Origin of the sequence: Blastococcus sp. MG754426, from assembly GCF_021699055.1 — a bacterium.
Taxonomy (GTDB): Bacteria; Actinomycetota; Actinomycetes; order Mycobacteriales; family Geodermatophilaceae; genus Blastococcus.
In genome coordinates, this window is sequence record NZ_SSXC01000007.1 from 1 (window position 1) to 12,261 (window position 12,261).

10 protein-coding genes are annotated in these 12,261 nt (G+C 76.4%); 1 reads left to right on the forward strand and 9 read right to left on the reverse strand.

What is annotated here, in order from left to right:
• Positions 1-190 precede the first annotated feature (190 nt).
• From E9549_RS04840 to E9549_RS04855, 4 genes are all read right to left on the reverse strand, one after another.
• Positions 191-1,261: an SRPBCC family protein gene (locus E9549_RS04840; protein WP_236825408.1), complete on the reverse strand. Its 1,071-nt coding sequence runs from the start codon at positions 1,259-1,261 to the stop codon at positions 191-193.
• Between the two features lie 126 nt (positions 1,262-1,387).
• Positions 1,388-2,245, reverse strand: a complete 858-nt coding sequence (locus tag E9549_RS04845; RefSeq protein WP_236825409.1) for a xanthine dehydrogenase family protein subunit M — start codon at positions 2,243-2,245, stop codon at positions 1,388-1,390.
• The gene (locus E9549_RS04850) at positions 2,242-4,731 is read right to left on the reverse strand and encodes a xanthine dehydrogenase family protein molybdopterin-binding subunit (protein WP_236825410.1); all 2,490 of its coding nucleotides are present in this window, start codon (positions 4,729-4,731) and stop codon (positions 2,242-2,244) included. Before E9549_RS04850 ends, E9549_RS04845 begins: the two co-directional genes overlap by 4 nt.
• Positions 4,728-5,270 carry a (2Fe-2S)-binding protein gene (locus E9549_RS04855; protein WP_236825411.1) on the reverse strand — a complete coding sequence of 181 codons (543 nt, stop codon included), beginning with the start codon at positions 5,268-5,270 and terminating at the stop codon, positions 4,728-4,730. The genes E9549_RS04850 and E9549_RS04855 overlap by 4 nt, the downstream gene beginning before the upstream one ends.
• Before the next feature lie 240 nt (positions 5,271-5,510).
• Here E9549_RS04855 and E9549_RS04860 point away from each other — a divergent pair, with 240 nt between their 5' ends.
• A complete protein-coding gene (locus E9549_RS04860; protein WP_236825412.1) occupies positions 5,511-6,035 on the forward strand; it encodes a DinB family protein in 525 nt (174 codons plus the stop codon).
• Positions 6,036-6,137: 102 nt separating this feature from the next.
• Here E9549_RS04860 and E9549_RS04865 read toward each other — a convergent pair whose 3' ends face one another.
• The 5 genes from E9549_RS04865 to E9549_RS04885 all read right to left on the reverse strand — a co-directional run bounded on the left by E9549_RS04865 (position 6,138) and on the right by E9549_RS04885 (position 12,181).
• Entirely contained in the window at positions 6,138-7,394 is a 1,257-nt protein-coding gene (locus E9549_RS04865; protein WP_236825413.1) for an MFS transporter, read from the reverse strand.
• A 49-nt stretch (positions 7,395-7,443) separates the two neighbouring features.
• The gene (locus E9549_RS04870; protein ID WP_236825414.1) at positions 7,444-8,775 is read right to left on the reverse strand and encodes a GAF domain-containing protein; all 1,332 of its coding nucleotides are present in this window, start codon (positions 8,773-8,775) and stop codon (positions 7,444-7,446) included.
• A gap of 68 nt (positions 8,776-8,843) precedes the next feature.
• Positions 8,844-10,112 carry a multidrug effflux MFS transporter gene (locus E9549_RS04875; protein WP_236825415.1) on the reverse strand — a complete coding sequence of 423 codons (1,269 nt, stop codon included), beginning with the start codon at positions 10,110-10,112 and terminating at the stop codon, positions 8,844-8,846.
• A gap of 108 nt (positions 10,113-10,220) precedes the next feature.
• Positions 10,221-11,630 (reverse strand): mycofactocin biosynthesis glycosyltransferase MftF, encoded by a 1,410-nt coding sequence (gene mftF, locus E9549_RS04880; RefSeq protein WP_236825416.1) that lies wholly within the window; start codon positions 11,628-11,630, stop codon positions 10,221-10,223.
• A complete protein-coding gene (locus E9549_RS04885; protein WP_236825417.1) occupies positions 11,627-12,181 on the reverse strand; it encodes a cysteine hydrolase family protein in 555 nt (184 codons plus the stop codon). The genes mftF and E9549_RS04885 overlap by 4 nt, the downstream gene beginning before the upstream one ends.
• Positions 12,182-12,261: the final 80 nt, after the last annotated feature.

The window sequence follows — 12,261 nt, forward strand, 5'->3', positions numbered from 1 at the left end:
CGAGATCAAACGCTGCCTCAAGCGCTACATCGCCCGCGAGCTCTACCGACGCCTCGAAACCCCACCCTCAGCCCTTGACGCGTCATAGGAGCGTCCGGCCGGGCCGGACCTGTGGCGGGGTCCCCCGCGGCGCTCCGCCGCTGAGTGCTCCTGGGAGCAGAGGCAGAGCGTCCGCGCACCCCCGACCGGCTCAGCGCCGGCGGCGGCGCCTGACCACGAGGGCGATGACCAGGACCAGCGCGGCGACCCCGGCGGCCGGGGCGGCGTAGCGGGTCAGCGCCGCCCCGCCGGCCACCTCGAGCAGGTCGATCGGCTCGGGCTCGGTCGGCGCGGGACGCGACCGCTCCGCCGGACCCGTGCCGGGGACGCTGCGCAGCGGGGCGCCGGTCGAGGGCCGTCCGGGCGGGGCGGTGTTCCCGCTGGGCGGCGCGCTGGGCGCCTTGCCGGCGGGCGCGGTGTCCGTCGGACCGGTGCCGGCGGCCTTCTCGGCGGTGACCTTGGCCGCGGTCTCCTTGGCCGGGGTCTCCGTCGTCGCCGTCTCCGTGCCGGTGGCCGCCCCGGCCTTGGCCGCGGTGGCCTTCTTCGCAGGGGCCGCCTTGGCGGGAGCGGCCTTCTTCGCCGGCGCCACCTTGTCGGTGGCGGAGGCGGCGGCCTTCTTCGTCGCCGCCGCGACCTTCTCCGCCGCCGTGCCGTCGCCGGCGGCCTGCTCGGCAGAGGCGGCGACCTCCTCGACCGCGCCGGTGGCCGTCGCCGCCGCCTTCGCCGCGGGGCCCGCGTCCGCTGCCGCGGCCGCCCGGTCGGCGTCGCCCTGCGCGTCCCCCTCGCCGAGCTGGGCGGCGAGCTTGTCGGCGAACTGCCCCAGCAGCTTGTTGCCGACGTCGGTCATCACCCCGCGCCCGAACTGCGCCGGGCGGCCGGTGATGTTCAGGTCGGTGAGGACGTCGACCCGCGTGACCGACCCCTCGGCGCGCAGGTTGGCGGTGACCGTCGCCGCCGCCGTCCCGTTGCCGCGCTGGTCCTTGCCGCGGGCGTCGATGACCGCCCGGTGCGCCGCCTCGTCCTTCTCGATGAACGACGCCTTGCCCTGGTAGGTCAGGTTGATCGGCCCGAGCTTGACCTTCACCCGGCCGGTGAAGTCGTCGCCGTCGACGGAGTCCAGGGCCGCGCCGGGCATGCAGGGGGCGATCCGCTCGATGTCGAGGAGCACCCGCCAGGCCTCGTCGACGGGCACCGGCACGGTGAACGAGTTCTCCAGCTGCACGGGATGACCTCCGTAGGGGGACGACGCGACCCGGTGGACCGCGGCCCTGGTGACGTACTGGAACGGCCCCCGCGCCCCCGGCACGAGCCTGCGAGTGCCGGGGGGCACGGGGGTCCTCTCGTCAAGCTACAGCCCGGCGGCGGCCGTCACCGCCCGGCGCGTGAGGACCGTCGCCAGGTGCTGCCGGTAGTCGGCCTGGGCGTTGAGGTCGCTGCTGGGCTCGGTGCCCTCGGCGGCGTGCGCGGCGGCCGCGGCGATCGCCTCGGGGGTCGCCTCGGCCCCGGAGAGCGCCGCCTCCACCGCACCGGCCCGCAGCGGGGTCGGCCCCATGTTGGTGAGCCCGACCCGCGCCTCGGCGATGTGCCCGTTCTCGCGGCGCACCGCGGCGGCCACCGCCACGATCGACCAGGCCTGGGCGACGCGGTTGAACTTCTCGTACCGCATGCCCCACTGCCCGTCCAGCTTCGGGACGCGCACCTCGACGAGCAGCTCGCCCTCGCCCACCGCGGTGGTGAGGTAGTCGACGAAGAAGTCCCGCGCCGGCACGGTGCGACGCCCCTCGGGGCCCGCGATGACGAACTCGGCGTCCAGCGCCAGGGCCACCGCGGGCAGGTCACCGGCGGGGTCGGCGTGCACCAGCGCGCCGCCGAACGTGCCCCGGTGGCGCACCTGCCGGTCGGCCACCGTCTCGGTGGCCTGCGCGATCAGCGGCGCGTGCTGCTGGATGAGCGGGTCGGCGAGGACGTCGGAGTGCGTGGTCATCGCGCCGATGACCAGCGCGTCGCCGTCCTCCCGCACGCCGCGCAGCTCGGCCACCCGCCCGAGGTCCACGACGGTCTCCGGCGCGGCCAGCCGCAGCCGCATCACCGGGATCAGCGACTGGCCGCCGGCGAGGACCTTCACGTCCTCACCACCGGCGGCGATCGCCTGCAGCGCCTCGTCGACCGTGGTCGGGCGGGCGTACTCGAACGGTGCGGGAATCATCGGTCCCCTCCCAGCGACGAGGCCTCGGTCGACACGCCGGCGGTGGTCTCGGTCTGCGCCCCGCCGTAGGCGTTGGAGCCGGCGGTGGCCCGGTCGCCGCCGTCCCCTCCGGAGTGGATGGCCCGCCAGACGCGCTCGGGCGTCAGCGGCATGCGGATGTCGGTGACCCCCAGGTGCCGGACGGCGTCCAGCGCCGCGTTGACGACCGCCGGCGTGCTGGCGATGCAGCCGGCCTCGCCCACGCCCTTGGCGCCGATCGGGTTGCCCGGCGCCTCGTGCACGGTGTTGCCCGTGTCGAAGTGCGGCAGGTCGGCGGCCGAGGGCACCAGGTAGTCGACGAAGGTGCCGGTGGTGAGGTTGCCGTCGGCGTCGTAGATCGCCTCCTCGTAGAGGGCCTGCGCGATGCCCTGGGCCAGCCCGCCGTGCACCTGCCCCTCGACGATCAGCGGGTTGACGATCTTCCCGACGTCGTCGACGCAGGCGTACTTGCGGATCTTGACGAAGCCGGTCTCGGTGTCGACCTCCATGGCGCAGATGTGCGTGCCGTGAGGGAAGGAGAAGTTGACCGGGTCGAACGTCGCGTCCGCGTCGATCGACGGCTCCATGCCCTCGGGGAAGTTGTGCGCCGCGAACGTGGCCAGCGCGATCTCCTGGATCGAGATGCTCGTCCCGGGCGTGCCGCGCACGGAGAACGAGCCGCTCTCGAACTGCAGGTCGTCCTCGCCGGCCTCGAGCAGGTGGGCGGCCACCTTGCGCGCCTTCGCCACGACCTTCTGCGAGGCGCTGACGACGGCGGCACCGCCGACCACCAGTGAGCGGGAACCGTAGGTGTCCAGGCCGCGGGAGGAGATCCCGGTGTCGCCGTGCAGCACCTCGACGTCCTCGAACGGCACGCCGAGCTCGTCGGCGACCAGCTGGCTCCACGCCGTCTCGTGCCCCTGCCCGTGCGGGGTCGAGCCGGTGACGACCTCGACCTTGCCGGTGGGCAGCATGCGGATCGAGGCGTGCTCCCAGCCCCCCGCGCCGTAGGAGAGCGAGCCGAGCACCCGGGAGGGCGCCAGGCCGCACATCTCGGTGAAGGTGGAGAAGCCGATGCCCAGCTGCACCGGGTCGTCCGACTCGCGACGTCGGCGCTGCTCCTCGCGCAGCTCGTCGTAGCCGAGCAGCTCGAGGGCCTGCTGGGTGGCGGCGTCGTAGTCACCGCTGTCGTACTCGAGGCCCGCCACCGTGGTGAACGGGAACTCCTCGGCCTTGATCCAGTTCTTGCGGCGCAGCTCCAGCGGGTCCATGCCCAGCTCGACGGCGAGCTCGTCCATGATCCGCTCGATCGCGAACGTCGCCTCGGGCCGGCCCGCGCCGCGGTAGGCGTCGGTGGGCGTCTTGTTGGTGAAGACGCCCTGGCAGTCGAACCGGTAGGCCGGGAACTTGTAGATGCCCGGGTACATGAAGGCGCCCAGCACCGGCACACCCGGGCTGACCAGCCGCAGGTAGGCGCCCATGTCCGACAGGATGTGGACCTTGAGGCCCTTGATGTTGCCCTCGCGGTCGGCGGCGACGTCCACGTACTGGATCTGGTCGCGGCCGTGGTGGGCGCTCATCAGCGACTCGCTGCGCGTCTCGGTCCACTTGACCGGCTTGCCCAGCCGCCTGGCCACCAGGAGGGTGATGACCTCCTCGGGCGTCACCTGCAGCTTGCCGCCGAAACCGCCGCCGACGTCGGGGGCGATGACCCGCAGCTTGTGCTCGGGCGTGCCGGTGATCATCGCCAGCATCAGCCGCAGGATGTGCGGCACCTGGGTCGACGACCACATCGTGTAGTTGTCACCCTGTGGCTGGACGACGGCGGCCCGGGGCTCCATGAACGCCGGGATCAGCCGCTGCTGGACGAACCGGCGGCTGACCACGACCTCGGCGTTCGCGAACGCCTCGTCGGTGTTCTGGCCGGTGCCGGCCTCGCCGGCGTCGAAGACGAACCGGAAGCTCTCGTTCGAGCTCAGGTGGTCGTGGCACAGGTCGGGCTGCTCGGCGACCGCCTCCTCCATGTCGAGGACGACGGGTAGCGGGTCGTAGTCGACGTCGACCAGCTCGACGGCGTCCTGCGCGGCCGCCTTGCTGCGGGCGACGATGACCGCGACCGCCTCGCCCACGTGGTTGACCTCCTCGACCGCCAGCGACGGGTGGCCGGGGTTGACCATGTCCGGGGTGACCGGCCAGGCACAGGGGATCGAGCCCTGCTCCTCGGCGAAGTCGCGGCCGGTGAACACGGCGACCACGCCGGGCGCGTCCGCGGCCGCGGAGACGTCGACGGAGGTGATCTTGGCGTGCGCGACCGGGCTGCGGACGACGGCGAGGTGCAGCATGCCCGGCAGCACCATGTTGTCGGTCCAGGTGGTGCGGCCCGTGATGAGCCGCGCGTCCTCCTTGCGCTTGCGCGCCTTCCCGACCTCCGGGGCCGGCGCCTCGGTCCGGTCCTCGAGCGCGGTCATGCCTGCCCCACCACGTGCGGAGCGGCGGCGGTGTCGACGACGGCCGGCGCGACGTGGCCGTCGCTCGCCGGAGCACCGCGCATCTCGCCGGCCGCGAGTTGCACGGCCCGGACGATGTTCTGGTATCCGGTGCAGCGGCAGAGGTTGCCCTCGATGCCCTCGCGCACCTCGTCGTCGCTCGGGTCGGGGTTGTCCTGCAGCAGGTCGATCGAGGCCATGATCATGCCCGGGGTGCAGAAACCGCACTGGAGGCCGTGCATCTCGTGGAAGGCCTTCTGCACCGGGTGCAGCTCGCCGCCGCGGGACACGCCCTCGATGGTGGTCACCTCCGCGCCGTCGGCCTGGACCGCCAGCACGGTGCAGCTCTTCACGGCCTCGCCGTCGAGGTGCACGGTGCAGGCGCCGCAGTTGCTGGTGTCGCAACCGACCACGGTCCCGACCTTGCCGAGCTGCTCGCGCAGGTAGTGGACGAGCAGGGTCCGCGGTTCGACGTCGTCCTGGTAGGACGCCCCGTCCACCCGCACGCTGATCCGGGTCATCAGTCCTCCGCCTCGTTGCAGGGGTCGCTGCGCCCGCGGTTCCCCGCGGGCCCGAGCGGAGTCTGACCTGAAAGCTGTGACTTAGGCCACGCTTACCTGCGCGCTTTCTCGTGCCGCATCCGCCGGTCGGGCGGCGAATCGGGGCCGGAGGACGTTGCACGGCCGTTGCAGGCCGGATCACCGCGGTTCCTGGCAGCCCCGCCGCTGGCGCCGTGCCCGGCGACCGACGACGGTTGCCGCGTGCCGACCACCGCCCCGCCCCGCAGCCCCGCCGAGGCCCTGGCCGTCCAGCAGCAGCGGGTGGCCGGGCTGCTCGCCGCCGCTCCCGCCGCCGCGCTGCCGACCCGGCGCCTGCCGGCCGTCGAGGTCGCGCGGCTGGTCGGGTCGGGCCACTTCCCGGCCTACGCCGCCGAGCTCGCCTGGACGCCGCACCAGGTGGCGGGCCACCTGCGGGACAGCGCCCGGGTGTTCACCGCCCGCGTCGCCCGGCTGCGCACCGAGGAGGACCCGCTGCTGCCCGACTTCGACCCCACCGCCGCCGACCGGGTGGCCGGGTACGCCGCCGTGCCCCCGACCCGTCTGCTCGACGAGCTGCAGGTGGCCCAGGCCGCGCTGCTGGAGGCGGTCCGCGGCGTGCCGGAGGCCGAGCGGTCACGCACCGGCCGGCACGCCACGGACGGGGCGCTGACGCTGGGCGACGTCCTCGACTTCCTCCCCGGCCACCAGCGCGACCACGCCGAGCAGCTGGCCGCCCTGCTCCGCTGAGCGCGATGTCCCGACGGTGAGCACTGGTGCGCAGCTCGGCGCGACGGAACTGCACACCGGCGCCCGCTGTCGCCCGGCCCGCGGGGGCCCGGCGTCTCGGGGTCAGCGCGCGACGGCCGGCTCCGCGTGCGGTGCCGGCGCCGGCCCACCCGCCGCGGCCGCGCGGAGCTCGCGACGCCGGAGCACCGCGGAGGCGGTGAGGGCCAGCAGGCCGAGCACGGCGAGCCCCGCCCCCACCCAGCCCGGCGCGGTGTAGCCCAGGCCGGCGGCGATGACCAGCCCGCCCAGCCAGGCGCCGAGCGCGTTGGCGGCGTTGAGCGCCGAGTGGTTCAGCGCCGCCCCGAGCATCTGCGCCTCCCCGGCGACCTCCATGAGCCGCAGCTGGAGGCAGACCACCAGCACCGACGCGCTGGCGGCGAACAGGAAGATCGCGAGCACGATGGTGACCGGGGTGCGGGCGGCCACCGGCACCAGCGCGAGCAGCACGCCGGTGACGACGTTGGCGCCGACCAGCGAGGGGAACAGCGCGAGGTCCGCGAGCCGGCCGCCCACCGCCGTCCCGAGCACCCCGCCGATGCCGAAGGCCAGCAGGACCAGCGGGATCGCGGCGCGGGACATGCCGGTCACCTCGGTGACCAGCGGCGCGATGTAGCTGTAGACGGCGAACATCCCGCCGAAGCCGACCACGCCGACCAGCAGCGTGAGCAGCACCTGCGGGCGGCGCAGCGCCCCGAGCTCGGTGCGCACCGCGGCCTCGCGGTTGCCCGGCGCGGAGGGCACCACCCAGGCGGTCGCGGCGATGGTGAGCAGCGCGAGCACCGCGACCGCCCAGTAGGCGGTGCGCCAGCCGAACTGCTGCCCGAGCCAGGTCGCGGAGGGCACGCCGGCGACGTTCGCCAGGGCCAGGCCCAGCATCACCGAGCTCACCGCCCGCCCGCGCAGGTGCGGCGCCACCAGCGAGGCCGCCACCAGGGAGGCGACGCCGAAGTACGCCCCGTGCGGCAGCCCGGCGAGGAACCGGGAGGCCAGCAGCGACCCGTACCCCGGCGCCACCGCGGTGAGCACGTTGCCCGCGATGAAGGCGGCCATCAGCCCGAGCAGCACCGCGCGGCGGGGCAGCGTGGTGGCCAGGGCGGCGATCACCGGCGCCCCGACGACGACGCCGAGCGCGTAGGCCGAGATGAGGTGGCCGGCGGTCGGGATGGTGATGCCCACGCCCTCGGCCAGGTCCGGCAGCAGCCCCATGGTCACGAACTCGGTGGTGCCGATGGCGAACCCGCCGAGCCCGAGGGCGACGACCGCGGCGACGAGCCGGCCGGTGCGCAGGGGTGGGCGGTCGGCGAGGGGTGCAGCGGTCACGCCAGCTGCGAAGTCGTGAGCCGCCCTCAGCATTCCCGCGCCGGGCGGGTCACCGCGCCCGGCCGGCCAGCCGCAGGCGGTGCAGGTGCGCGGTGACGGCGGCCCGGCGCGGCGATCCGGCCGGCAGGACCTCGCACAGCGCGTGCCAGACCCCGGCGTCCTCCCGCAGCTCGGGCAGCTGGGCCAGGCGCAGGAGCAGGTCCGGGCGGCGGCCGGTGAGCACCGCCCGCCGGAGCAGGCCGAGCAGCCGGTCGCGGGCCTGCCGCACCCCCGGCGCCTGCGAGCCGGGCAGCACCGGCCCCGCGTAGCGCTCGAGGGCGGCGGCGAGCTCGCCGCGGGCGACGAGCCGGCGCACCTCCTCGGCGTCGGTGCGCACCCGGCCCACCAGCCGGTAGGGGCGGGATGCCAGCAGGTCGTCCCCGACCAGCCGCCGCAGCCGGGAGAGCTCGGCCCGCACGGTGACGGTGGCCGCCGCGCCGGCGTGCACCTCGGCGGCGAGCTGGGCCGCGTCGCGCCCGTGGCCGGAGACGGCGGCCTCGGCCAGCAGGAACAGCAGCTCCGAGTGGCGGACCGACAGCTCCAGCGGCCCGCCCGGGAGCGTCAGCCGCGCCCGCTCCCGGCCCAGCACCTCGAGCCGGGCCTCCGCCGGCGCCGGCCCCGCCGCCGCCGGGCCGCCCGCGAGCCGCTCGCGGTGCAGCCAGCGGAGCTCGGACTCGACGGCGGCCACCGTCGCGCGGACCAGGGTGAGCACGTGCGGGCTGGCCACGTGGTCGCCGCCGGTGACGTCGATCGCGCCGAGCAGCGCGCCCGACACCGGGTCGTGCACCGGGGCGGCCGAGCAGCTCCACGGCTGCACCGCCCGGCGGAAGTGCTCGCTGCCGTAGATCTGCACGGCGGCGTCGACCGCCAGCGCCGTCCCGGGGGCGTTGGTGCCGGCGACCTCCTCGGACCACCGGGCGCCCTCGACGAAGTTCGTCGCCGCGGCCCGGCCGCGCAGCGCGCGGTCGCCCTCCACCCACAGCATCCGGCCGGCGGCGTCGCTGACCGCCACGATCATGCGGTCGGCCTCGGCGTCCTGCACGAGCAGCCGGCGGATCACCGGCAGCACCGGGGCCAGCGGGTGGGCGTCCCGGTACGCCCGCAGCTCGGCGTCGAGGAGCTCGACCGGGGGCGACCCGCCGTCGGGGTCCACACCGCTGCCCAGGGAGCGCCGCCAGGAGTCGCGCACGACCGGGCGGACCGCGTCGTCGTCCGCGGGCAGCACGCTGGCGGTGACGAGCCGCTCGTGCGCCGCGCGCAGCCGGCGGGCGCGGGCGGCGGAGGGCGGCCCGTCCGGCAGCGCCAGCCACGGGTTGACGGCGGTCGTCACCGGCCGGGCCACGGGGAGTCGCTCATCTCCCGGTCATCGTGGCCGCTGCCGGCGGTTTCCACCAGACCGGCGGCCGCGGGTCAGCGCCCGGCAGCCGCCGTCCCGTCCCCGGCCGGCAGCTGCCAGGGCCGCACGACGGTGCCCAGGACGACGAGGGCGAGCACCAGCGCCGCGACGACCACCAGGCCGACCGCCGTCGAGTCGTTGCCGAGCAGGCCCACCACGGGGGAGACGACCGCGCCCACGCCGAACTGGACCGCGCCGAGCAGGGCCGCCGCGCTGCCGGCGGCCTCGCCGTGCCGGGACAGCGCCAGCGCCGGGGCGTTGGGCAGCGCGAGGCCGCAGGCGAACAGCACCACCCAGAGCGCGCCGGTGACCGCGGGGAGCCCGCCGGTGCCCGTGGCGGCGACCCCGACCAGCGCGGCCCCGGCGAGCGCGCCGAGGACCGTGCCGGAGACGAGCAGCCGCTGCGGGGACCAGCGGCGCAGCAGCAGGGGGTTGAGCTGGGTGGCCGCGATGAGCCAGAACGCCCCGGCGCCGAAGAGCAGGCCGAACTGCTGCTCGTCCAGGCCGAACTCCTCCTGGTAGACGAAGGAGGAGCCCGCCACGTAGCTGAACAGCCCCGCCATGGTCAGGCCGGCGACGAGCACCAGCCCGACGTAGACCCGGTCGTGCAGCAGACCGCGGTAGATCCGCAGCGTGCCGCGCACCCCGTTGCTGCTCCGCCGCTCCGGCGGCAGCGTCTCGCGCAGGGTCAGCCACCCGACGACCACCATGACCAGCCCGTAGGCGGCGAGGGCGGCGAAGACGCCGCGCCAGCTGGTGAAGCGCAGCAGCTCCCCGCCGAGGGTGGGTGCCAGCACCGGCGCGGCGCCGAGCACGAGGAACAGCCGGGAGAGCATCGTCGCCGCGGCCCGGCCGTCGTAGAGGTCGCGCACCACGGCGAGCGCGATGACGGCACCCGCGGCGGCGCCGACGCCCTGCAGGAAGCGCAGGGCGCCGAGCACGGCGATCGTGGGGGCGACGAGCACCAGCAGCGAGGCCAGCACGTGCAGCGCCGTCCCGGCGACGAGCGGGCGGCGCCGGCCCCAGGCGTCCGACAGCGGGCCGATGACCAGCTGGCCGACGGCCAGGCCCACGAGCGTGCCGGTGAGCGTGAGCTGCACCGTGGCCGGCGTCGTCAGCAGGTCGTCGGTGATGCTCGGCAGCGCCGGCAGGTACATGTCGATGGTCAGCGGCCCGAGGGCGACGAAGGCGCCCAGGGTCAGCGCGGTGCGCGCGGCGCCCGGCCGGTCGGGCGCGGTCGCGGCGGCGGCTGCGGGCGCGGTGCGGTGCTGGGTGGTGGTCACGGGTCCCCCGTCGATCGGTGCTGAGCGGGACCCACGCTGGTCGGACCGCAGTACGACGGCCTTCAAGGCGCCCGGGCCGCCGGGCATTCCGGCACCCCGCGGATCCCGTCAGCGCGGCGGGCGCACCGGCAGGAGCGCCCGGGCATCGCGGGCACGCACCGCACCCGCCCACAGCCCGGCGCCGTAGGCGAGGTCGTCCAGCCGCCGGGCCACGCCGTGGCGGACCGGCCCGATCCGCCCCCGGTGCGGCCACCAGCCCACCAGCGCGTCGCCCACGGCGACGGCCAGCACCCCCCGCCGGGCCCGGCGCGAGGCGAGGGCCACCGCCGCGGCCAGCGGCCAGTGGTGCCGGGTCACCGACCGGGCCAGCGCCTGACCGGACGCCGCCAGGCCCCGCGCCACCAGGCCGGCGGCGAGCGCGGCCGGCACGGGTTCGCCGGGGCGGGCGAGCCGGCGCGCGAGGCGGGCGGTGGTCCAGCCGAGCAGGGCGAGGCCGGCGGGCCGGCCCCACCGGCCGCCCGCCACCAGCAGCGCCCACGTGGCGGCCGTCTCCGGCGCCATCACCAGCGGTGAGACGGCCGGGCCGTGCCGGGCGGCGAGCAGCGCGGCGCCGGTGCCGTAGAAGGCCCGGCGGCGCAGCCACGCGGTCGTGGGCGCCGGGTGCTCGTGGGCGACGGCGGCCGCGGGCTCGTACCGGACCCGCCAGCCCGCTGCGGTCAGCCGCCAGACGAGGTCGACGTCCTCGGCCACCCGCATCGCCTCGTCGAAGCCGTCCCCCAGGGCCGCCCGGCGCACCAGCAGCGCGGCGCTCGGCAGGTAGGGGACCGCGGACATCGGCTGCACCGGCGCCGGGTGCGGGCCCATGTCCAGCGCCCCGGCGACCGCCTCGTACGGGCTCGTCCAGCCGCGCGCCGCGCCGTCCAGCGGCACGATCCGCGGGCCGGCCACGGCCACCCGCGGATCGGCCAGGTGGGGGCGCAGCAGGCCGAGCCAGCCCGGCAGCGGCACGCAGTCGGAGTCCAGGAAGGCGACGAGCTCCGTCGTCGCGACCGCCAGCCCGGTGTTGCGGGCGGCGGCCGGCCCCCGGGCACCCGGATGCCGCAGCAGGCGGACGCCCGCCGGCGCGACGACCGGCACCGCCGACCCGTCGTCGACGACGACGACCGGCAGCGGAGCGGTGGCGGGTTCGGCGCGCAGCGCGGCGAGCAGCCGGGCCAGCTCCTCCGGGCGGTCCCTGACGGGGACGACGACGGTGACCCCGGCGGGCGCGGGATCCGCGGGCAGGTCGGGGTGGGCCAGGCCGGCGTCGAGCAGGCGCCCGGCGAGCGCGGCGCCGGCCGGGTCGGCGACCACCAGGCGGTCGGTGGCCAGCAGCTCCGCGGCGCGGGGGGCGAGCCGCACCAGCCGCAGCGGCGAGCCGCCGAGCAGGGTGGTGCCGCCGTCGCGGCGGCGGGTGCGCGGGTCGAGCGCGACGGCGAAGCCGTCGGGGAGCCGGCCCCCGGGCGGGGCGGGGATCACCCCTCCGCCAGCACCTCGGCGGTCGTCGCGAGGGACACCAGCGGGGCGTAGCCGGCCATCACCTGCAGCGCCCGCTCGTGCTCCTCGTCGCCGGCACCGGCGCAGGCGTCGGTGACCACGCGCACGTGCACGCCGGCGTCGGCGGCCGGCAGGACGGTGGAGACGACGCAGCAGTCGGTGGCGACGCCGGCGACCGTGATCGGCCCCTGGCCGACCAGCGCGGCCAGCTCCGGCCCCCACTTGCCGAACGTGGTGGCGTCGACCACCGGGTGCCCGCCGGGGTCCTCGACGAGCTGGTAGCAGTGCGCGTCGGGCGGCTGCAGGGCGAAGTCGTACTGCGCGTAGTACTCCTTCCACGCCCCCGCCGGCTGCGCGGGGGCCACGAAACGGGTCCACACCACCCGCTCGCCGAAGGCGGCGACCAGCCGGCGGATGCGGGGGCGGACCTCCTCGAACCGCGGGGCGGTCCAGGGCGAGTCCTCCTCGCCGAACACGTGCTGCAGGTCGACCACGACCAGCCAGCCCTCGCGGCCCGCGCTCCCGCCGTCCATGCCCCGCTCTCCTCGTGCCGTCCCGCCCGCTGCCCGCGGGCCCCGACAGTAACGATCCGGTCCCGGCCGCCGGATCGCCG

Bases quoted from the DNA above. Each gene is read 5' to 3' on its own strand.
- E9549_RS04885 (WP_236825417.1), bottom strand. From the start codon at position 12,181: ATGGACGGCGGGAGCGCGGGCCGCGAGGGCTGGCTGGTCGTGGTCGAC.
- E9549_RS04850 (WP_236825410.1), bottom strand. From the start codon at position 4,731: ATGACCGCGCTCGAGGACCGGACCGAGGCGCCGGCCCCGGAGGTCGGG.
- E9549_RS04855 (WP_236825411.1), bottom strand. From the start codon at position 5,270: ATGACCCGGATCAGCGTGCGGGTGGACGGGGCGTCCTACCAGGACGAC.
- E9549_RS04845 (WP_236825409.1), bottom strand. From the start codon at position 2,245: ATGATTCCCGCACCGTTCGAGTACGCCCGCCCGACCACGGTCGACGAG.